Source organism: Xanthobacter tagetidis, assembly GCF_003667445.1.
Lineage (GTDB): Bacteria > Pseudomonadota > Alphaproteobacteria > Rhizobiales > Xanthobacteraceae > Xanthobacter > Xanthobacter tagetidis.
In genome coordinates, this window is the sequence record NZ_RCTF01000007.1 from 171998 (window position 1) to 192931 (window position 20934).

23 protein-coding genes are annotated in these 20934 nt (G+C 68.5%); 14 read left to right on the forward strand and 9 right to left on the reverse strand.

Features of this window, described 5'->3' with window-relative positions:
* Positions 1–77 precede the first annotated feature (77 nt).
* Complete coding sequence (gene gloB, locus D9R14_RS10745; protein ID WP_121623318.1) at positions 78–851, forward strand: hydroxyacylglutathione hydrolase; 774 nt, start codon at positions 78–80, stop codon at positions 849–851.
* 3 nt (positions 852–854) lie between these two features.
* Positions 855–1295: a cupin domain-containing protein gene (locus D9R14_RS10750; protein ID WP_121623319.1), complete on the forward strand. Its 441-nt coding sequence runs from the start codon at positions 855–857 to the stop codon at positions 1293–1295.
* A gap of 13 nt (positions 1296–1308) precedes the next feature.
* Here the strand turns inward: D9R14_RS10750 and D9R14_RS10755 are convergent, their stop codons facing one another.
* From D9R14_RS10755 to D9R14_RS10765, 3 genes are all read right to left on the reverse strand, one after another.
* Positions 1309–1848, reverse strand: a complete 540-nt coding sequence (locus D9R14_RS10755; protein WP_121623320.1) for a sigma-70 family RNA polymerase sigma factor — start codon at positions 1846–1848, stop codon at positions 1309–1311.
* A 383-nt stretch (positions 1849–2231) separates the two neighbouring features.
* Entirely contained in the window at positions 2232–2510 is a 279-nt protein-coding gene (locus tag D9R14_RS10760) for a con-10 family general stress protein (protein WP_121623321.1), read from the reverse strand.
* Between the two features lie 216 nt (positions 2511–2726).
* Positions 2727–4466 carry a sensor histidine kinase gene (locus tag D9R14_RS10765; protein WP_121623322.1) on the reverse strand — a complete coding sequence of 580 codons (1740 nt, stop codon included), beginning with the start codon at positions 4464–4466 and terminating at the stop codon, positions 2727–2729.
* A 190-nt stretch (positions 4467–4656) separates the two neighbouring features.
* On the opposite strand from D9R14_RS10765, the gene D9R14_RS10770 reads away from it, so the two are divergent.
* On the forward strand, positions 4657–5436 hold the full coding sequence (locus tag D9R14_RS10770; protein ID WP_121623387.1) for a response regulator: 780 nt from the start codon (positions 4657–4659) through the stop codon (positions 5434–5436).
* Positions 5437–5665: 229 nt separating this feature from the next.
* Positions 5666–5974: a hypothetical protein gene (locus D9R14_RS10775; protein ID WP_121623323.1), complete on the forward strand. Its 309-nt coding sequence runs from the start codon at positions 5666–5668 to the stop codon at positions 5972–5974.
* 96 nt (positions 5975–6070) lie between these two features.
* On the opposite strand, the gene D9R14_RS10780 is transcribed toward D9R14_RS10775, so the two are convergent.
* Entirely contained in the window at positions 6071–9073 is a 3003-nt protein-coding gene (locus D9R14_RS10780; RefSeq protein ID WP_147453005.1) for a response regulator, read from the reverse strand.
* Between the two features lie 48 nt (positions 9074–9121).
* On the reverse strand, positions 9122–9790 hold the full coding sequence (locus D9R14_RS10785) for a PRC-barrel domain-containing protein (protein ID WP_245420714.1): 669 nt from the start codon (positions 9788–9790) through the stop codon (positions 9122–9124).
* Positions 9791–10138: 348 nt separating this feature from the next.
* Between D9R14_RS10785 and D9R14_RS10790 the strand changes: the two genes are divergently transcribed.
* The 5 genes from D9R14_RS10790 to D9R14_RS10810 all read left to right on the forward strand — a co-directional run bounded on the left by D9R14_RS10790 (position 10139) and on the right by D9R14_RS10810 (position 13727).
* A complete protein-coding gene (locus tag D9R14_RS10790; protein WP_121623326.1) occupies positions 10139–10618 on the forward strand; it encodes a tellurite resistance TerB family protein in 480 nt (159 codons plus the stop codon).
* 76 nt (positions 10619–10694) lie between these two features.
* Positions 10695–11441, forward strand: a complete 747-nt coding sequence (locus D9R14_RS10795; protein WP_121623327.1) for a glutamine amidotransferase — start codon at positions 10695–10697, stop codon at positions 11439–11441.
* Between the two features lie 427 nt (positions 11442–11868).
* The gene (locus tag D9R14_RS10800; RefSeq protein WP_170168576.1) at positions 11869–12558 is read left to right on the forward strand and encodes a GyrI-like domain-containing protein; all 690 of its coding nucleotides are present in this window, start codon (positions 11869–11871) and stop codon (positions 12556–12558) included.
* 132 nt (positions 12559–12690) lie between these two features.
* Positions 12691–13224 (forward strand): RNA 2',3'-cyclic phosphodiesterase, encoded by a 534-nt coding sequence (gene thpR / locus D9R14_RS10805; protein ID WP_121623329.1) that lies wholly within the window; start codon positions 12691–12693, stop codon positions 13222–13224.
* Between the two features lie 101 nt (positions 13225–13325).
* The gene (locus D9R14_RS10810; protein ID WP_121623330.1) at positions 13326–13727 is read left to right on the forward strand and encodes a YkvA family protein; all 402 of its coding nucleotides are present in this window, start codon (positions 13326–13328) and stop codon (positions 13725–13727) included.
* Here the strand turns inward: D9R14_RS10810 and D9R14_RS10815 are convergent.
* Positions 13711–14691: an NADPH:quinone oxidoreductase family protein gene (locus D9R14_RS10815; protein WP_121623331.1), complete on the reverse strand. Its 981-nt coding sequence runs from the start codon at positions 14689–14691 to the stop codon at positions 13711–13713. The genes D9R14_RS10810 and D9R14_RS10815 overlap by 17 nt on opposite strands.
* Positions 14692–15111: 420 nt before the next feature.
* Between D9R14_RS10815 and D9R14_RS10820 the strand changes: the two genes are divergently transcribed.
* Complete coding sequence (locus tag D9R14_RS10820; protein WP_121623332.1) at positions 15112–15633, forward strand: invasion associated locus B family protein; 522 nt, start codon at positions 15112–15114, stop codon at positions 15631–15633.
* An 80-nt stretch (positions 15634–15713) separates the two neighbouring features.
* Here the strand turns inward: D9R14_RS10820 and ribA are convergent, their stop codons facing one another.
* Positions 15714–16829, reverse strand: a complete 1116-nt coding sequence (gene ribA / locus D9R14_RS10825) for a GTP cyclohydrolase II RibA (RefSeq protein WP_121623333.1) — start codon at positions 16827–16829, stop codon at positions 15714–15716.
* 161 nt (positions 16830–16990) lie between these two features.
* Here ribA and D9R14_RS10830 point away from each other — a divergent pair, with 161 nt between their 5' ends.
* From D9R14_RS10830 to ptsN, 4 genes are all read left to right on the forward strand, one after another.
* Positions 16991–17749, forward strand: a complete 759-nt coding sequence (locus D9R14_RS10830; RefSeq protein ID WP_121623334.1) for a RibD family protein — start codon at positions 16991–16993, stop codon at positions 17747–17749.
* Positions 17694–18257, forward strand: a complete 564-nt coding sequence (locus D9R14_RS10835; protein WP_121623335.1) for a cytochrome b — start codon at positions 17694–17696, stop codon at positions 18255–18257. The genes D9R14_RS10830 and D9R14_RS10835 overlap by 56 nt, the downstream gene beginning before the upstream one ends.
* Before the next feature lie 153 nt (positions 18258–18410).
* Positions 18411–18980 carry a ribosome hibernation-promoting factor, HPF/YfiA family gene (gene hpf, locus D9R14_RS10840; protein WP_121623336.1) on the forward strand — a complete coding sequence of 190 codons (570 nt, stop codon included), beginning with the start codon at positions 18411–18413 and terminating at the stop codon, positions 18978–18980.
* A gap of 480 nt (positions 18981–19460) precedes the next feature.
* Entirely contained in the window at positions 19461–19925 is a 465-nt protein-coding gene (gene ptsN / locus D9R14_RS10845; RefSeq protein ID WP_121623337.1) for a PTS IIA-like nitrogen regulatory protein PtsN, read from the forward strand.
* Positions 19926–20004: 79 nt separating this feature from the next.
* Here the strand turns inward: ptsN and D9R14_RS10850 are convergent, their stop codons facing one another.
* Both D9R14_RS10850 and D9R14_RS10855 read right to left on the reverse strand, forming a co-directional pair.
* Positions 20005–20289 carry a BQ00720 family protein gene (locus D9R14_RS10850; RefSeq protein ID WP_121623338.1) on the reverse strand — a complete coding sequence of 95 codons (285 nt, stop codon included), beginning with the start codon at positions 20287–20289 and terminating at the stop codon, positions 20005–20007.
* A gap of 43 nt (positions 20290–20332) precedes the next feature.
* Positions 20333–20758 carry an Hsp20 family protein gene (locus D9R14_RS10855; protein ID WP_121623339.1) on the reverse strand — a complete coding sequence of 142 codons (426 nt, stop codon included), beginning with the start codon at positions 20756–20758 and terminating at the stop codon, positions 20333–20335.
* Positions 20759–20934 lie beyond the last annotated feature (176 nt).

Here is a 20934-nt window from a genome sequence, read left to right on the forward strand (position 1 = left end):
TCACACCCGAAGCCGATCCGGGCGGACCGATACCGTCCGCCGGGTTCGGGCTTCCAAGGCGCGACAGGAGGACCACCTTGCCGGCCGAGATCCGCATCATTCCCTGCCTCGACGACAATTACGCCGTGCTGCTGCATGATCCCGTCACCGAGGCCACGGCCGTGATCGACGTTCCGGAACCGACGCCCGTGATCGCGGCGCTGGAGAAAGAGGGCTGGAACCTCACCCACATCCTCGTCACCCACCATCACCAGGACCATGTGCAGGGCGTGCCGACGCTGAAGGCCCGCTATGGCGCGACCGTGGTCGGCCCCAAGGCGGAGGCAGCCACCATTCCCGGCCTCGACGTTGCGGTGGTGGACGGCGACCCGGTGGCGGTGGGCTCGCTGGTGGGCCGGGTGCTGGAGACGCCGGGCCACACCGCCGGCCATGTGTCCTATTGGTTTGAAGGCGAGCACCTGCTGTTCGCCGGCGACACGCTGTTCACGCTGGGCTGCGGGCGCCCGCTCGAGTGCGACCCGCCGGTGCTGTGGGCCTCGCTCCAGCGCCTGAAGACGCTGCCGACGGATACCCAGGTCTTCAGCGGCCACGAATATACCCTCTCCAATGCCCGCTTCGCGCTCTCGGTGGACCCCGGCAATACCGCGCTCAAGGCGCAGGCCCAGACGGCCGAGGCGAAGCGCGCCAGGAACGAGCCCACCATCCCCTCCGCCCTGGGGGACGAGATCGCCGCCAATCCTTTCCTGCGCGCCGACGATCCGGCCATGGCCGAGATGATGGGCGTGGATGGCGCCGACCCCGGCGCGGTGTTCACCGAACTGCGCGCCCGCAAGAGCGTGTTCCGGGGCTGAGCGATGCGCGTTCCGCCCGCCGCGCCCGGCGCCGACGACATCATCGCCTTGCTCGGCCTCAAGCCGCATCCGGAGGGCGGCCACTATCTGGAGACCTTCCGAGACGCCGCGCCGGAGGGCGGGCGCGGGGCGTCGACCGCGATCTATTTCCTGCTGAAGGCGGGCGAGCGCTCGCACTGGCACAAGGTTGACGCGGTGGAGATGTGGCACTGGCATGCCGGCGCGCCCTTGCTGCTGCGCGTCGCCGAGGAGGGCAAGGAAGTGCGCGAGCAGCTGCTCGGGCCGGACCTCGCGGCTGGCCAGCGGCCGCAGGGCATCGTGCCGACCCATGCCTGGCAGGCGGCCGAGAGCCTCGGCGACTGGACCCTGGTGGGGTGCACCGTCGCGCCAGCCTTCTCGTTTGAGGGTTTCGTGCTGGCGCCCGAAGGTTGGAACCCGGGCTGAACCGCTGCCAGCCTCAGCTGCGCGCTGCCGAGATCGCCACCGCGTCGCCCTCCACCACGTCGGCCGTGGCGTCCGCCCCCATCAGGCCGAGCAGCTTGGTGCGGGCGCGGTTGACGCGGCTCTTGATGGTGCCGAGCGCGCAGCCGCACACCTCCGCCGCTTCCTCGTAGGACAGGCCCGCCGCGCCGACCAGCACCAGCGCCTCGCGCTGGTCGTCTGGCAACTGCGCGAGGGCGTCCTTGAGGGAGGACAGCGTCATGGACCATTCCTGGCCCGGACCCATGTTCGAGTCCTGCTGGGCCAGAACCGAAAGGCCGTCGCTTTCGCGGCGTCGTTTCCGGATCTCGGTGTAGTAGGTGTTGCGCAGGATGGTGAAGAGCCAGGCGCGCAGATTGGTCCCGGGATCGAACTTGTCGATGTTGGAGAGCGCCTTCAGCAGCGTCTCCTGGACCAGGTCGTCAGCCTCCGTGCGGTCGCGCGTCAATGACCGCGCGAATGCGCGCAGCGCCGGCAGGAACTCCAGCACCTCCCTCTGGAGGGAGCCGGCGTCCATTCCTGACCTCTTCTCCGTCGGATTCATGGGCACCTTCTTGGAACCGCGCGATCGCGGTCTCCGGGCTTGCGCCGCGCGCGGCGGCAAAAAACGCAGACGATGAGAACGATCGGAGCAAATTGATTCTACTCGGAAAATCGCCCTCTAACCAGAAGCAGACAAACGGCATTTCCCGAACCCGGCCGGGCACGGATCGGGAGCCAAGGCCTGGCGCAACTGAATTCTTCGGGGAAGAAGGAAGAATTCCGCCGCGCCATGGCAGGGTTCGAAAGACCCGCGGGCGGATCACGTTATCCGGAGCAAGCTCCGTGGCATGACCGCGGACGGACGGACCGTCCCCGGAGCCTCTCCATAACGTGATAGGGCCAATCGGGTTCCAGCCTTCAGGACCGGCCGCTCCCGACCGGCGCACCGCTCTTCTGGCCACCCTTCTGGCCGGCCTGTGAAGCGAGCGCGCGGTTGCGGGAAAAGCTTCGATCCTCGTCCGCCACACTCTGGCCGCCCTTGCGTCCAGCCTCGGCGGCAAGCGCCCGGTTCTGGAAGAAGCTGCGCTTCTCAGCGGGGACGCTCTCGCCGCCCTTGCGGGCGATGGCACGCTGCTTTTCCGCGTCCATGGCGGCGAAGCCGCGGTTGGAGGTGCCCTTGGAACGCGCTTTATCCATGATGTATCCTCGAGTCTCGGAAGGCCCGTCGAGTCACAGACTCACGCACTGACAACGAGGCAGAACCGCTAAGGTTCCCGAACCTTTCCCTCGGAGCTCTCCCGCGAGGTCCTGGCGCAACGCCATCAAGACAATTCACGTAGGCCTCGGCCCGCAGGCGCTCAAAGCGGCAGGTAAGGCAGGGGTTCGCTGCGGACGCGCGCAGCCGGGCGCTCGTCAAGCGGTCGGCGCGCGGCCGGGCCGGAGCGGAAAGTCGCCTGTAACGCGAACGTTATCCCCGGTTTCGGCCCGGGTGAGCTGGCCGCCGAGCTGGCTGGCAAACCCCTGGTCGAGGTCGAACCGCCCCGGCCTCGCGACGGTGTTTGCCATCGGCCCGGCCGTGATGGTGACGACGAGCCGGCCATCGCTCTGGCTGCATCCGATCGTGACCGGCAGCTTCGGACCGTCCGGCACCGCAAGTCCCAGCACGATTTCCACGGCCATCAGGGCGAATGGGGCAGCCATGTCGACCGGCAGCTGGACATCCGGCGCGTCGATGCGGACGGACAGGCTGCGGTCCGGCACGCCCTCAAGAAGGGCCGCCAGCTCGCGCAGAAGCTCGCGCAGCTTCACGGCCGAGCCTTCGCTCGCCTCGTGCAGGATGCGGTGGACCACCGCGAGGGTGTTGACGCGCGTGCGCAATTCTTCGAACCGGCGCCGGTCCTCGCCCTGGCCGATGCCGAGGCCATAAAGGCTGAGCAGGCTGACCACGACCTGGAGCGAGTTCTTGATCCGGTGATGGATCTCGCGCACCAGGGCGGTCTTTTCGGCGAGGTTTTCCCGGAGCTTGGCGTCGCGCAGCCGCACGGCATGCGCCATGTTCTCCACCGCCGCCCCAAGCGCCCGGAACTCGCTCGGCGCGCGCTCGAGTCGCGTCGGGCGAAAGCGGTAGTGCCCCCGCGCATAGACCGAGGTCACGCGGCGCAAATAGTTCAGCCATTGCAGCACCATGCGGTCTACCGCGAACCACAGCCCGACGAGGCAGACCACTGCCACCAGCCCCGGCAGGGCGAAGCTGGCCGCGACCGCGAGCGGGGTCCAGCCGAACAGCTCCCGCGTCGGCAGCGCATAGGCCGCGACCAGGCCCTGGCGGTCGAGTGGCGCGACGGTGTAGGTCCATTTCCGCCCGGTCGCGTCCGCGACCTCGCGCAGCACCGGCCTGGACCCGGACCCGGCCAGTCCAGCGGGACTGAAGAGCTCCTGGCTGAGGGTGCGCGAATTGGAGATCAGTTCACGCCCGGCAGCGTCGAAGATCGCCGCGACTCCGCCCGCCTCCACCGTCGCCTGGCGCAGCATGGTATCGAGCCGCGTGGCATCGAGGCCGAGCGCGATGGCGCCGTCGAAGCTGCCGTCCGGTGCGGGCAGGGGCTCCAGAACGATGATGATCTCGGTCCGCGTGGCGGGGCTCATCCGCCGCTCGGTCAAAGTGGGGCGCGCCGGCGCCCGAACGAGATTGTCCCACCACGGCTCGCCTGCAACCGAGCGTGGCGCCGCGATGGCGCTGCAGGCCACCGTCCCATCCTTGTCCAGTACCCCCATGTTGGACACGAAGGGGAGGCTGAGCGTGGCGCCGTAGAGCGTCGCCTGGCACGCGGAGCCGGCGGCGCGCACCGCCTCGACGGTCTTCATGGCCTGGAGCACGCTTTCGGCGGACGCGATGATATTGGCCTGGCTGGAGGCTGCCGAAACGGCGAGCTGAAGCAGCCGCTGGCGCGCCTCGTCCTCGGCGCCCTTGAGGTGCATCAGTCCCTGCACCATGCTCAGGCTGGCCACCGGCGCGATGGCGAGCAGCGCCACCAGCAGCAGGCGTCGCCGCACGCTGTCGAGGAGATCGCGGGGCGCTCCGGAAGACAGTGGGAAGATACCCATACGTCTGCGGGGATCGACACGCGCCGCGTCCTTAGGCACCAGTTCCATCCCCTGCTCCGAAGTCGCCCTATCACGGCAGCCCGCCGCGCATTCGGCGACGGCCTTGTAATGCGGCGCGCACCGGTTCGACGTATAATGCCTGTGCGGGAGGCAAGTTCCCTTAAATCTGGGGAACTTCCGCCGGCCTCGGGCGTTTCACGCTGTCGGACCACAGCCGCGCTATAAGCGAGGAATGCGCATGCCCCACCAGTCGATCGTCAAGCAGCTCCCCTTCCTCCGCCGATATGCGCGCGCCCTTTCTGGAACCCAGAGGGCGGGCGACCTTCTGGTGCAGGAGACCCTCCAGGCGATCCTCGACGGCAAGATCCACATCAATCCGGGCGCCTCGCCCCGCGTGGCACTCTACCGTGCGTTCCACGGCGTATGGCAGCGCCGCGTCGGGGCGGCCGGCGATGCGGCTTCCCGTGCCGACGAACGCCTTCAGGCGCTCGACGTGGGCTCGCGCGTCGCGCTCCTGCTCACGGCCATGGAAGGCTTCACCTATGCCGAGGTGTCGTCGATCCTGTCCACATCGATCGACGACGTGGAAGCCCAGGTGATCACCGCGCAGCGGGAGATCGACCGGCAGATCGCCACCCGCGTTCTCATCATCGAGGACGAGTGGGTCATTGCGCTCGACCTGAAGACGCTCGTAAGCGAGATGGGCCATGAGGTGATCGGCGTCGCCCCGACCCACAAGAAGGCGGTCGAACTGGCGCGGAGCGGCGATTTTGGCCTCGTCCTGGCCGATATCCAGCTTGCCGACGGGTCGTCGGGCATCGACGCGGTGACGGACATTCTCTCGCATTTCAACGTGCCGGTGATCTTCATCACCGCCTTCCCCGACCGCCTTTTGACCGGCGAGCGTCCCGAGCCCACCTATCTCATCACCAAGCCGTTCCTGAGCGAGACCGTGAAGGCGACCGTGGCTCAGGCGCTGTTCTTCCACGAGGCGCGCAGCGAGCCCAACGCCGCCTGAGTCCAGACACGTCTTTCGGCCCTGGGGCGGATCGCTTTTCGCAGAGCGGCGTTTATCGGACAGGCAGCGGGTGGCGGTCGATCGATCGGCATCCCGCTGAATGTCCACGCGCGCGGCCGGGAGCAGTCCTTTCTTCTCGCCCGGATCGCGCGCTACCTTTATGGCTGGGCCGGCGGTTGGCCAGGACCAGCGCCGGCAGTCCGACACTACAGGAAGCGGAGATTCGTCCATGGTCGACAAGCCCGTGATCGCCGACAAGCCCATGCCCAAGGGCGAACCCTCCATCGAGGACATCCGCAAGGATCTCGAGACGCTGAAGGAGGACTTCACGCGCCTCGCCGAGACCCTGACCAAGACGGCGCGGCACACGGCGCGCGGCGCGGCGGGCAGTGCCGAAATGGCCGCCGGCGAGGTCTCGGACTGGGCGGAAGACCAGTATCTGCAGCTGCGCGAGACCATCCGTGCCCAGCCGGTGACGTCCTGCGCGGTGGCCGCCGCCTTTGGCCTTCTTCTCGGGCAGATCCTGTTGCGGCGCTGACATTCATGAGGTGTCCGGCCGCAGCGCGGGGCACGCCCCGCTGCGGCCGGACATCAGCGCGGTCGCGCCAACGCTTGCCCCGCTGGGGGGAACACCTCAATCCAAAATGGTAAAGCCAAGGCCCCGCAACGCGCCGCGCAGGGTTGCGCCATCATAGGGCTTGCCGATCAGCGCGATCCCCTCGACGCCGCCGAACTCGCCTTCCAGATCCTCGGTGCCGTAGCCGGTGGCGATGATGATGGCGAGGCCGGAAATGATGGTCCGCAGTTCCCGAACGACCGCGTCGCCACGCATGTCCGGCAGGCCGAGGTCGACCACCGCCAGGCGGAATGCTTCCCGCTCCGGCAGGTCCTGCCCTGATCGCGCATGGGCGAGCGCCGCCGCGCCGTGCGAGGCGACGGTCACCTCGAAGCCGTGGTCCTCCAGGATCTGCTGCGCGACCATGGCGACGAAGGGCTCGTCCTCCACCAGCAGCGCCGCACCCTTCCTGTCGATGGTCTGTTCCAGGATGCCCGTCACTTTCCGCACCAGCTCCGCCTGCGAGAACGGCTTGGTCAGGAGGTTGACCCCCCGTTCGAGCCGGCCCTGCCGCAGCACTGCATTTCTCGCATAACCGGTGGTGAAGAGCACTCGAATTTGCGGCACGATCTGGCGCAGCCGATCAGCGAGCCCCGGCCCGTCCAGCCCCGTGCCGAGGCTGATATCCGTGAACAGCAGCTCGGGGTGGCGGGAGGGCGCAAGCCCTTGCACCAGCTTCAGCGCCGCGTCGGCGCCGTCGGCCTCGCTCACCTCGTGCCCCGCCGCCCTTAGCACGTCGACCCCCAGCTGCCGCGCCTGAGCGTCGTCCTCCACCACCAGGATGCGCGCCTTGCGCACTTCGGGCGGCGCGCGCATATCGGCCTGCTCGCCCTCATCCACCGGTCGTTCAAGGCGCGGCAGATACAGCTTCACCGTGGTGCCTTCACCCACCTCGCTGTAAATCTTGACGTGCCCTCCGGACTGCTTGACGAATCCGTAGACTTGGCTGAGGCCGAGGCCGGTGCCGTCGCGCGGCCCCTTGGTGGAGAAGAAGGGCTCGAATACCCGCGCCATCACCTCCGCGCTCATGCCCGTGCCGGTGTCGCTGACGCAGATCACCACATATTGGCCCGCCGCCACGTCGTGCGCTTCCGCATAGGCGTCGTCCAGATAGGCGTTCGCGGTCTCGATGGTGAGCTTGCCGCCGTCGGGCATGGCGTCGCGCGCGTTGACGGCGAGGTTGAGAACCGCGTTTTCCAGCTGGTTGCGGTCGATTTCCGCGCCCCACAGACCGCCGGCGAGCACGGTCTCGAGGGTGACGCGCGCCCCGAGCGCGCTCCGCAGCATCTGCGACATGCCCACCAGCAGCCGGTTCACGTCGGTCGGCTTGGGATCGAGCGGCTGGCGGCGGGAGAAGGCGAGAAGCCGCTGGGTGAGGGTGGCGGCGCGCATGGCGCCCTGGCGGCAGTGGTCGAGGAAGGTCCGGGCCTGGACGTTGTCGGGGCCGATCCGCCGTTCGGCCGCCTCCAGATTGCCGACGATCACCGTGAGGAGATTGTTGAAGTCGTGGGCGATGCCACCCGTGAGCTGGCCCACCGCCTCCATTTTCTGCGCCTGCCGCAGCTGCGCCTCGGTCGCGAAGCGCTCCTTCATTTCCCGGCGCAGGCGCTCGTTGGCCTGGGCAAGCTCGGTGGTGCGCTGGGTGACGAGGCGCTCCAGTTCCTCGTGGGAGCGCGCCAGCGCCTCCCGCGCGGCAACGATCTCGGCGATGTCGGTGCAGCTGCCATACCAGCGGTCGACCCGGCCATCCTCGTCGCGCACCGGCACGGCCCGGCAGAGAAACCAGCGATAGGAGCCATCCGCCGCCCGGAACCGGCATTCCCGGTTGAATGCCTCGCCGCTGGCGATCGAGGCATTCCATGCCCGGATCAGGTCCGCCCTTTCCTCCGGGTGCACATAGCTGTGCCACTCGCCGAACTCGCTGCCATCGGCAGGTGCGCCGGTGAATTCCTGCCAGCGATGATTGTAATAGTCGCCTTGGCCCTGCGGGTCGGCGGTCCAGACCATCTTGGGCAGAGCTTCCGCCAGAAGCCGGTATCGGCGCTCGCTGTAGGCGAGGCGCTGTTCCGCCTTCCTGATCTCGGTAATGTCCACCACGGTCGAGCCGACAAAGCGCACGGCGCCCAGTCCATCCTTGACCGGATAGAAGCTCACCAGCCAGTGCCGGTGCATCCCCGGCATCGCGGGGATGGCGCCGCTGATCTCCACGTCCGGGACGATTTCGCCGGTCTCGAAGACGCGCTCCACCAGGACGGTGGCCCGCTCTGCCAGTGCGGGCATCAGCGCGGCCATCTTGAGGTCTTCATGGTCCGAGCGCGAGAGCCCGCCCATGCGGGCAAACGTATCGTTGACCTGATGAATGCGCAGGTCGCGACCGAAGAAGGCGAAGCCGAGCGGCGCGTTGTCGAGCAGCGATTCGAGCGTCGCGAGCGTTGTCTCCTTCTCGCGCGACGCCACGTCGAGGGACGCCCGCGCCTGTTCGAGCTTGACCACGCTTGCGCGCAGCAGCGCGGCGATCAGGCAGCAGGCGAAACCGTTGATGGTGAAGGAGGCCAGCGAAATGCTCGCACCGGTGACGTCGGCGCCGGAGGCCGCCGTCCAGGGGATGAACAGGGCGTTGGCGGCGATGGCGAGCACCAGCCCGAACAGGCCGACCCTTAGTCCGCCCACCAGCGCGACCAGGAGCACCGCCGGAATTTGCAGCAGGAACGGCGCGTAATCACGCAGCGCATAGGAGGACAGCGCTCGCAGTACGAATGCCGCGCCGATCACCGCGACGGCGAAAGCGATTCGCCAGGCGAGTGAGCGGGGTTGCGCCAGAAAACGCATGGATGACGCGACAGGTCCCCAATCCGGCGCGCCCATTCCTGCTCCCGTTCCTGTCCCGTCGACCGATGCACCATGGCCTTGAACGGACGCACTTTTCAATGCGGATTCCCTTACCGGCGCGGTGGGGTTCGCATTCGGCGGATGGCAAGCGGCGGGTAAAGGCTCTTGCCGGGAGGGTCGAGAGGGCGGCACGGCGGGAGGGCGGGGACGGGCGCTGAACGCGCCCGTCCCCTGCTTTCATCAACGCGCAGCGGGGGCCGGCTGGGCCGGCGTACGGGTCGTGTTGGTCGCGCTCGGCGCCTCACGCTCCTTGAACTCCGGCGCGGCCTTGAGCTCGTCCTTGGTCTTGCGGATCACCACGTGGTCGGTGGTGTTGGGCCCTCGCACCATCTCGACCATCTGGAACGGCACCGCGACGGACTTCTCGCCGATGCCCAGGAAGCCGCCGACGCCGATCACGGCACCGATCACCCGCCCGTCGCGGGCCAGCACCACATCGTTGATCTCGCCGATCGATTCATCGCCGGCGCCGCGGACGGACATGCCGATGAGATCGCTGGCCATGATCTGATCCGCGGTCTGCATGCCGATGAAAGTGGCGGGGGGAGCGGCCGTTGCCGCCGGCGGCATGGTCGAACTGCCGGGCGTGGTGGTCGGGGCGGTCTGCTGGGCGATGGCCGCCGACGCAAGTAGAGATGCCGCAGCCACAGTCAAGAGCTTGATCTTTTTCATGTCGTCCTCCGATTGATTGGTCCTGGGGCAGATGTCGTGGTGCCGGCTTAATATTCTCCTGGGGTGCACAAGCTTGACTGCTCGTTGACTGGACATCGAACAGCCGAAGATTCGCGGCTCGGAGTGATATTTGGCCTTGGCGCTCACGCTCTTCTGTTCAAACGTGAATCCGGTCATCGGGTTCCCCCGAAAAACCATTCGGCGCCGGGGGTTCTGGTCGATGGCTCGGAGCCTGCATGAAAAGTCCCTGAAAGATCGCGGAGCGGTCAGGAGGGTTTCGGGGCGCCCACCGCCGGTGGTGCTCGCAAGCCGATTTTCCAAACCGGCGGTCGCCGCCCGTTTGGAGATTGATCGCCGGCGGGCGCCACGTCCCGAGCCGGCGCTCAGGGCTTGTGCGGCGCTTAGGGCCGTGGCAACAGACCCTCGCCCGTCGCGCTGTGCGAGCGAGCCGGCTCGCACCGGCCTTGCGGCTGCGGCGACGCCACCCAGATATGTTCCGTTCCCTCAGCAGGACCCGCCCGCCCCATGTTCCGCGCCCTTTCAGACTTCATCACCGAGATTACGGGCGGCGAACGGGAGGTCGTGGCGTTCGCCGACGGGGACTATCGCCTCGCCGCGGCGGCCCTTCTCGTCCATGTGATGTCGATCGACGGCGCCGTGACCGCGGAGGAGCAGGCGATCCTCAAGGACATCCTCGCGCGGCGCTTCGACCTGTCGGGCGACGACACCGATGCGCTGCTGGAACTGGCCATTGCCAAGGACGCCGAAGCGGTCGATCTTTATGCCTTCACCAGCGTGCTCAATCGCGCGCTCGACGACGAAGGGCGGCGCCGCATCGTGGAGATGATGTTCGAGGTCGCCTATGCCGATGGCGGCCTCAGCGAGTTCGAGGACAATCTCGTCTGGCGCGCCGCAGAGTTGCTGAACGTGGGTTCGCGCGAGCGCACCCGCATTCGGCGCGAGGTCCGAGACGAGACGGAAGGGGACGGTGAGCAACAGGACTAGTCTTCCGAAGGGGCCGTTCGAAGACCGGACGCCCGCCGGCGCGGACCCCTGCGCCTGCGGCGGCGAGGCCGGAAAGGTGCTGGTCGTCGTCCATCAGGCCCATTCCACGCCCGGGCGCATCGGACAGCGTCTCTCGTTGCGCGGCCACGGCCTGGACATCCGCCGCCCGGCGCTCGGCGATCCGCTTCCCGCCGACCTTGCGGACTATGCGGGCGTGGTGATCTTCGGCGGTCCCATGAGCGCCAACGACAGCCATGGCTTTATCCGCGAGGAGACCGATTTCTCCGCCCGCGTGCTGGCGGAGGGCCGGCCGCTTCTCGGCATCTGCCTCGGCGCGCAGATCATGGCGCGCGCCCTCGGTGCCCGCGTCGCGCCCCGCGAGGACGGGGCGTGCGAGATCGGCTATTACCCGCTGGCGGCGACCGATGCGGGGAGGGCGCTGCTGGACTGGCCGGGCCATGTCTATCATTGGCACTCGGAGGGCTTTGACCTGCCCAAAGGCGCCGAACTGCTCGCAACCGGCGAGACCTTCCCCAACCAGGCCTTCCGCTACGGCCGCAACGCCTTCGCGCTGCAGTTCCACCCCGAGGTGACGCGCGAAATGATGTCGGTGTGGATCGTGCGCGGAGCCCACCGCTTCGGACAGCCCGGCGCCCAGGCGGGGGAGACCCATCTTCAAGGGTGGGAGCGGTATGACGGCGCGATCGACCGCTGGCTGGACCGCTTTCTCCATATCTGGCTCGGCGAAGCCGCCGCGGCGCAGCCCGGCGCGCTTGAGGCGGGATCGACGCCGACGGAGACTCCGCGCCGGCCGGCCCGGTGATTGTCCCGGTTTTCCGAACGGCCCTCGGCCTGCGCGACGCTTGGCACATGCCGGCCGTCTTTCGCAATTTGCAAATTGCGAGGCAAGTTGCGAGGCGCGGGCGGGCCGGCCCCAGATGTGGCCCACATTCTCTTGGCCGGCCCCACATATCGTATGCCTGCTTTGGCCGGCCTCTTGCTCTGCTCAAAGCGCCGGCCGTCAGGTCTCAGCGTCGCCGGCTCCCCGATCGGGGCGTCCGCTGTCGCGGGCGCCCCGCTTCGTTGAAGGGCCGCCGTTGCGTGCCCTCCACGGCACCGCCGCGGCGATCGCGGCCGCGCCGGAGCGCCCTCTTGTCGATTCAGCCGCGCGCGCAGATGGTATAAGACACGGCGCCGGTCGGGTGCCGCATCGGCTTGCGTCGTGCCGCCGGACCCGCAGGGAGGATCACATGAGGCTTGGTGCCCCGCGGCGCATGGTTCCCGCGCTGCGCGACGTCCTGCTGTGCCTGACGGTCGGCATGGCGCCCCTCGCCGCATCCGGGTCGGCTGCCGCCCAGGCGCCTTCCGTCACGCCCGCACCGGCCGTTCCTGCGCCCCCCGCCGATGGCGGCCTCTCCGCTCCGCCTCTGGTGAACCCCAGAGGCGTCGAGAGTGTGCCCGTCAGCCCCGGCGGCGGCACGTTCGCCGCCGAGGAGGTCGAACTCCCGTCGGTGCCGGTCCTGATCGTTTCCGGGACGGCCAGCTGGGACGACGCGTATGACTCTCTGGTTGGCGCGGCCAAGGCAGGAGAGGCGGAACTGTCCAGCCTCGGCCTGACGCGGGCGGGCGAGGCGATGGTGGTCTATACGGAGAGCGACGACCGCGGCTTCTCCTTCGAGCTTCAGCTTCCCTTCTCCGGTGCGACCACGAAGAAGCCGGCCGGAACCATGAAGCTCGGCGCGTCGCAGGCCGGAAAGATGCTGAAGTTCCGCCATGCCGGCACGTTCGCGGACATGGACAATACCTACGAGCTGATCTTCAACTACCTCGACCTGAAGAACCTGACGGCGGGCGACTTCTATATCGAGCGCTACCGTACGGACATCCTCACCGCAGCGCCGGAGGCGCTCGAGATCGACATTTTCGTTCCTGTGCAGTGAGGGCAGGTGCGGCGCGGCGGCGCTTCCATCTACCGCGCGAATCCTCTTCACTGGCGCATGCCCCCCCGGGCCGGCGCCGCGGATGCAGCGGCGCCCGGCAGGCGGGTCGAGCAAGGGTTCGCGGAGGCGACAATGCCGCGGCTGTTTACCGCCATCGAAATTCCGCACGAGGTCGGAACCACCCTCTCCGGACTGCGCGGCGGCATCTCCGGCGCCCGCTGGATCGATCCGGAAAACTACCATGTCACCTTGCGCTTCATCGGCGACGTGGACGACGCCCTCGGCCGGGACATCATGCTGATGCTCGGCCAGGTGCGCCGCCCGGCGTTCGACGCGACGCTGGACGGCGTCGACCAGTTCGGCGGCCACAAGCCGCGCGCCGTGTTCGCGGCGGTGAAGGCCAATCCGGCACTGACCGAGCTTCAGGCCGAGCACGAGCGGCTCATGCAGCGGCTCGGCCTCGGCGCGGAAGGGCGGAACTTCAAGCCGCACGTGACCCTGGCCCGCCTGCGCGACGCCTCGACCCGGCAGGTGGCCGACTATCTCGCCGCGCGCGGCCCCTATCGCAGCCCCACCTTCCATGTGCCGCGCTTCGTGCTGTTCTCTTCCCGCGACAGCGTCGGCGGCGGTCCCTACGTTGTGGAAGCGTCCTATCCGCTGATCTGAGGCCAACGACCCCGGAACCTTGCACCTGCGCGAATGGTCCCCATCTGATTCTTTCAGACCCGGGCAGGTTTGCCCGGCCGGGAAATCGGAGGTGGACGCGCATGGACTGGGGCTCACTTTCGGGTGCCGACGGCGCCCGCGCGGCGCGCGACGAGCGCCGGGTGCGCTCGGGTTTCTGGGACAAGCTGCGGCGCCATGCCAGCTTCATTCCCTTCGCCGAGGAAGCCGTCGCGGCCTACTACGCCGCCTTCGACAAGGCGACGCCGCTGCGGGTGCGCGCGACCCTGCTCGGTGCGCTCGCCTATTTCGTCCTGCCCTTCGACGTGGCACCGGACCTTCTGCCGCTGGTGGGCTTCGGCGATGATGCGGCGGTTCTGATGGGGGCGATGCGCCTGCTGTCGGGCCACGTCCTCCCGCACCACTACGCCGCCGCCCGCGCCGCCATTTCGGACCTGCGCAAGGCGGGGGCGGACGAGGGGGAGGGCGCTACCGTCCGGTCGTAAGCACCACCTTGCCCTTGACGCGGCGGCCGGCGATCTCCGCCAGGGCCGCCGCGCAGTCGGACAGCGGGAAGGTGGCGTCCACATGCGCGGAGATGCGCCCCTCCTGGCCATAGGCCATCAGCTCGGCGATGGCGTCCCGCAGCCACACCGGCGTGCCGCGCGCCTTGGCGCCGAAATCCACCCCGCGTGCATCGCAGTTCTTCAGCAGCAACAGGTTGAGCGGAATCTTCGGGATCTGCCCCGAAGCGAAGCCGATCACCAGGAAGCGTCCCAGCGGTCCAAGCGCCCGGAGCGCCTGCTCGGCCAGCTCGCCGCCGACCGGATCGTAGACCACATCGATGCCCTGGCCCCCGGCGAACGCCTTCAGGCCGGCCTTGAGGTCCTCCTTGCTGTAGTCGAGCCCGGCGCCGGCGCCGTGGGCCTTGGCGAAGGCGACCTTCTCGGGGGAGGAGGCGCAGGCGATGGTGCGGGCGCCGAAGATGGCGCCGATCTCCACCGCCGCGAGCCCCACGCCGCCGGAGGCGCCGAGCACCGCCAGCGTCTCGCCCGCCTTCAGCGCGCCGCGGTCGCGCAGCGCATAAAGTGCTGTGCCGTAGGTTACAGGCAAGGCCGCGGCCTTCACCAGATCGAAATCGGCCGGCACCCGCGCCAGGCGCTCGGCCGCCACCACCAGTTTCTCCCGCGCCGCGCCGTAGGACACGTAGCCGCACACCCGGTCGCCGATGGCGAAGCCGTCGGTCTCGTCGCCGAGCGCACTCACATGGCCGGCGAATTCCGCGCCCGGCGAGAACGGGACAGGCGGCTTCAGCTGATAGAGGTCCTTCAGCATCAGCGTGTCGAAGAAATTGAGCCCGACCGCCGCAACGTCAACCACCACCTCGCCGAGCCCGGGGACGGGATCCGGCAGGTCGGCGATCTCGAGGCTCTCCGGCGAACCGAGGCGGGTGCAAAGTACGGCTCTCATCATTCCTCCCGTCCAATCGCGGCGGCCATCCGGCACGCCGGAAACGTTGTGTTAACCCGCGCGGCTCGATCACTAGGGCGCCCCCGACGCCGTATCGGCTTGCAGGCGCGACGACATCTCTTTCGCAGATACCGTGTTTCGGGCCGTTCCGAAACAAAAAACAACAGTGTGTGCAATGACTTACTCGTCAACCTACAATATCGTGTGTGCCTGCGGCATTGAGCCGGCACGAGGGGATGGTCTAAACAGGCGCCGGCGTGCGGGTCATTTTTTTGACTGGACCGCGCGCTAGGGCACGCGCCCGTCGGCCTGCATTGCAAGCGGGCCGGATAACGCGTTCTCTGTCTTCAAGGTGGAGCGGCCCACCGACGCAAGAAGCGTTTTGATCAAGACCGGTCGAATTCAGCATAAGGAGAAGCCATGGCCCTTCGTCGTATCCATCCGACGCTCCTCGGCGTTTTCCTCACCAGCCTGGTGGCCGCCCCGAGCATGGCGCAAGCGCAGGCACAATCCAAGGCGGTCGCACAGTTCGGCGACTGGGCGGTTCACGCGTCCACCAGCGGCCCCAAGGTGTGCTACGCCACCAGCCAGCCGAAACAGCGGCTTCCGGAGGGGCTCAACCGCGATCCCGCCTTCATGTTCGTCTCGACCCGCCCGAGCCAGAACGTGAAGGAGGAGGTGAGCATCACCGTCGGTTTCCCGCTCAGGGACAAGAGCACCGTGACCGTCACGGTGGGCAGCACCAAGTTCGAGCTTTACACGCAGGACCAGGGCGCCTGGGTGCGCAATGCCGCGGACGAGGCCAAGCTCGTGGACGCCATGCGCAAGGGACGCGACGTGACAGTGGTCAGCACGTCCACGCGCGGCAACGAGACTACCGACAAATATTCGCTCTCCGGCATCTCCCAGGCTCTCGACCGGGTGGCGCAGGAATGCAAGTGACGTTAGGTCAGGTCTGACCGCCGCTGGCGGGCGACCTGTCCGGCCGGCACGGCGACGTCGGGAAGCCGAGGGGGCTTGCGTCAGTCGGGAGCGCGCGCGGCGAGCTGCTCGAAGTCGATGGCGTGGCCGGCGCGGTCGCGCTTCGCCGCGAGATAGCGCACATTCTCCAGCGTCGGGCGCCCGAGCACGCGCTGCTCGGCGACGACGTCGAGGCCGGACCGCTTCAGCGCCTCCACCTTCTGCGGGTTGTTGGTGTGGAGGCGAACGGCTGTCACGCCGAGCTGACGCAGCATCTCGGCGGCGAACTCGAAGCGCCGCTGGTCGAGGCCGAAGCCCAAGGCCGCATCGGCGTCGTAGGTGTCGAAGCCCTGCGCCTGGAGATCGTAGGCTCGGATCTTGTTGGCGATGCCGTTGCCGCGGCCTTCCTGGTCGAGATAGAGCAGGATGCCCCCGTCTTCGGCCGCCATGCGCGCCACCGTGTCGCGCAGCTGGTCGCCGCAATCGCACTTGAGCGAGCCGAACAGGTCGCCGGTCAGGCAGGCGGAGTGCAGACGCACGGCCACCGGTCGCGCCGTGTCCGGCTGGCCGACGATCACCGCCACCTGATCGCGCAGGCCTTCGCCGCCGCGGAACACCACGAACTCGCATTCCCGCGCGCCTTCGAGCGGCACCCGCGCGCGCCCGACGATGCGCAGGCCCGCCGCCTGCGCCTTCCGGAAACGCGCCACCTCCTCGGCCGTCACGGCCACCGCGCCGGGCACCTCGTCGCGGCGGATGGGGATCACGATCGCGGCCGGCAGCACCAGCGCGAGCGCCAGGAGGTCGAGGGCGGCCAGATCGGCCGGGCCGGCGTTCGCCACCGGCGCGTCGATGCGGGCATCGAGGCCGAGCGCGAGCTGTTCCACCCGTGCCGCATCGAACGCGGGCAGGGCCACGGAACCGGCCACGGCGCGCGGTGCGCCGAGCCTCGTCAGGCGGGGAGCCGGCAGGACGAGGCGCGCCGGGCCGCCGCCGCCATCGAGCGCCGCGAGCGCTTCCGCCGCCTCGGCGTCGAGCGCCTCGGCACCGAGGACCAGCACCTCCTCGTCGCCCGATTGCAGCAGCACCGGCCTGCCCGAGCGCAGCTCCCCAAGAGCGCGCTCGACAAAAGCTTCGGACGATGCGGCACCGATGCCGAGACGGTCGGCAAAAGACATCCTGCTACCTCATACGCTCGCTTAGCCGCGGCGCCCTGACCGCTTGCGCGCCGCTGGAATGCGCCTGCCGCGAAAAGCCGATCCAAAACGACGGCTCAGGCGTAACCTTTCGCGTGGAGATGCGTTCCCCATGACACACTCTCTACGGCAGGCCCGCACACATGGATGACGAGATGCCGAACGGCGCGACCCTCGCCCCTCATCACGAAACCGTCGAGCCCGTGGTGATGGGACAGATCGGACAGTCGCTCGACGGCAAGATCGCAACGATCCACGGCGAATCCAAGTACATCAACGGCGCGGCGGCGCTCGACCGGCTGCATGCCCTGCGCGCCAGCGTGGATGCGGTGGTGGTCGGGGTCGGGACCGTTGTGGCCGACGACCCGCTGCTGACGGTGCGCCGCGTGGTCGGCCGCAGCCCCGCGCGGGTGGTGCTCGACCCCAGTGGCCGCGCCGATCCCGGCGCCCGGTGCTTCGCGCAGGACGGCGTCCGGCGGGTGGTGGTGCGCCGGCCCGGCGTCGCCGCGGCTGTGCCGGCGGGGGTCGAGACGGTCGAGATCGACGCCGACGGCGCGTTCGCGCCGGCACGCGTGGTCGCGGCCTTGCGGCGGCTGGGCTTCGCCCGCATCCTCGTGGAAGGCGGCGCGCGGACGCTGTCCGCCTTCATCGAGGCCGGCTGCCTCGATGTGGTTCACGTTTTCGTGTCGCCGGTCATCATCGGCTCGGGACGCACCGGGCTGGAGCTCGCTCCCGTCGCCAGCCTGTCCAGCGCCCTCAGGCCGGCCACCCGCGTCGAGCTTCTGCCCGATGGCGACGTCTGGTTCGAATGCCGGTTGCGCGCCTCATCTGCGGAGACGGAAAGCCATGGCCCACGAGACCTCACATCCCGCCCGCCCGAGCGTCTACGCGCCGCCGGCTAGGTGGCTGCACTGGATCGTCGCGATCCTCGTCCTGATGGTGATTCCCGCCGGCCTTCTGATGGTGCGGCTCGACGGCGGGGCGCTCCAGGACCAGCTTTTCTACTATCACGAATCGATCGGCATCCTGATCTTCGCGCTCGCCGTCCTGCGGGTGCTCGCTCGCGCGCTCAATCCCGTTCCCGGCCGCCCGGCCGGCATGCCGGTGTGGATGTGGGGCGCAGCCGAGCTGACCCACTACGCGCTCTACGCGCTCATCATCGTCATGCCGATCCTCGGCTGGCTCACGGCGACCACCTTCGGCGCGCAGGTGTCGGTGTTCGGGCTGTTCACCATGCCGTCGCCGCTCGGCAAGAACGAAGCGCTCTCCGACGTGCTGGGCGAATGGCACGAGCGCGGCGGCTACCTGATGGCGGCGCTGGTGGCGCTGCACATCGCCGCCGGTCTCTATCACGGCATCGTCAAGCAGGACGGCGTGCTCTCGCGCATGCTGCCGTTCCTCTCGCGCTGATCGGGCGGGCGATTCGTGCCGGTGCACCGCGCGCCCGCGCGGGCGCTGGTTTGTTGACACGTTGGCAAAGCACTCCTACCACTTGTGGGGCCGGCCGGTTTTGAGAAGCAGAGCAGGCGCCTCCCGGCACCCGCTCAAAGGGGATCAAATCGCATGGCCCTAAGAGTGTCAGGAAAGAACATCGATGTCGGAGAAGCTCTCCGGCAACGCCTGACGGATCGGCTTTCCGAAGTTGTCGCGAAATATTTCGACGGTGGCTGGTCTGGCCAGGTCACCGTTGCGCGCGAAGGCTCGGGCTACCGGTCCGAATGCATGCTTCATCTTGATTCAGGCGTGAATCTTCAGGCCCACGGCAGCGAGCAGGAGGCCAATGCCTCCGCCGACACCGCGGTGGAGAAGATCGAGAAGCGCCTGCGACGCTACAAGCATCGGATCAAGGACCGCCACGTCCATGCCGGCAACGGCACTGCCGACGCGGCCCAGAGCTACATCCTCGCTCCGGTCCCGGACGACGAGACCGAAGAGGCGCTGGAGGGCTGGAGCCCCACCATCGTGGCCGAGCAGGTGACGCGTCTGCGCGCGCTTTCGGTTGCGGACGCGGTGCTGGAACTCGATATCACCGGGGCGCCGGTCGTGGTGTTCCGCCATGCGGGCCACGGCCGGGTGAGCGTCGTCTATCGGCGTCCCGACGGCCATGTGGGCTGGATCGATCCGGCGGCCTGAACCGAGCAGAGGGTCCCCGCTTCGCCGGCAGCGCGACGGGGGCCGCAAGACCGGCGGCGCCGCGGGCGCCGTCGCGTGGAGAAGTCCGGCGGCGCCGTGGGCGCCGCTGCGTGGAGAAGACCGGCGCTGCCACGGCGGCGCCATGCGGGGGCTGATGGATCACACGTATCCGGCGCAGGTGCCGGACGTGCTGTTGCTTGGCCCGGGATGATGAAGCGCGCCCGGCGGGCGACCTCGGGAGCAGACGGCAACGCCTGTCCCCAGGGGAATCCGGCGGGCCATCGCAGGCCATTGACGGTCGGCTCGGCTTGGGACTAGAGCACGGTCCGACCTGATCGCATCGCGATCAGGTCGGTCAATGTTCTCGACCAGCGTTCAGGGACTGATCCACCGCTCCGGTCGCTCCGACCTGAGAGGATCAGGCTCTAGCGCCTGTCGCCATTCCCGAGCCCGACCGCGCACGCCGCAGGGACCCGATCCATGCCCCTCGCCGATCTCATTGCCCCCGACGCGGTCTTTCCAATGCTGCGGGCCAGCAGCAAGAAGCAGGCTCTCCAGGAACTGGCGCAGCAGGCCGGCGCTATGATCGACCGCGACCCGCGGGACATTCTCGAGACATTGCTCCAGAGGGAGCGCCTCGGCTCCACCGGCGTCGGCAACGGCATCGCCATCCCCCATGGCAAGCTTGCCAAGCTCGACAAACTGGTCGGCCTGTTCGCACGCCTGGAAAAGCCGATCGACTTCGAGGCCCTGGATGGGCAGCCGGTGGACCTCGTGTTCCTGCTGCTGGCACCGGAAGCGGCCGGCGCCGATCATCTCAAGGCGCTGGCTCGCGTCGCCCGCATGCTGCGGGACCCGGATACGGTGGAAAAGCTCCGCGCCACCCGCGACGCCAAGACGATTTTCACCCAGCTCACCGCCACACCCGCCTCCGACGCCGCCTGAGCCGGGCCGGTGGGCCGGCTTGCGCCGCCTGAGCGGGACTTTTGCGCCCGCTGCACCGCGGGCGCAAAATCAGTGAAAATCAGTGGACGCTCACGGTCTCCAGCTCGTTCTGCACCGCATTGGCGAGCGCGGCTTCGCGGCTGTCCGTCAGCAGGATCGGCGTGCCGTCCGCCGCGTGCAGCGTGAACAGCGTCATGCCCGGCGCGATCTGCGGGGCCTGGGGGAACATGCTCGCCACGTCCTCGGAGCGGATGGTGCGCACATAAGCGATGTGGCCGCCGCCGAGCCCGGCGAGGGCCTCGGGGGTGATCGCCTCGGGGGCGATGGCTTCGGGCGCGAGCGCCTCGGTCTTCTCGTTCGTCATGGTCTACTCCTCACTCTCGGCAATCCGCGCCATCACCCGCCCCTCAGGGACGAGAAACGATGTCGATCCGCTTCGCGCGCCGCTCCGGCTCGGGGCGAATAAGGTCCACCGCGAGCAGGCCGTTGCGCAGCTCCGCACCGACCACGTTCATGCCCTCCGCGAGGACGAAGGTCCGCTGGAACTGACGCGCCGCGATCCCCCTGTGAAGGAAGATGCGGTCCTCGATCTCCTCGGCCTGACGGCCGCGGATGGTCAGTTCCTTCTCGTCGAGGGTGATCTCGAGCTGGTCCGCCGTGAACCCCGCCACCGCCAGCGTGATGCGCAGGCGCGGCGCCTGCCCGTCCGATTCCACCCTCTCCACGTTGTAGGGAGGATAGCCCTCGGCGCTCTTGGTCACACGGTCGAGCAACCGCTCGACTTCGTCGAACCCGAGCAGGAAGGGGCTCGACAGCGAAGACATGCGCGACATCGATCAAAGCCCTCGTCAAGCGACTTTGCATTGCCTTGGTCCGCGCCCGTTCGGCCGCGGCCCGCCGGGACCCGTCGCGGCATCCCGGCTCACCCGATATGGGAGCGCCCCCGCCCCCTCGCAAGCCCGCGGCGCCGTCCGGGGGAACCCGAACAGGCGGTTCGCGACGTGATCGC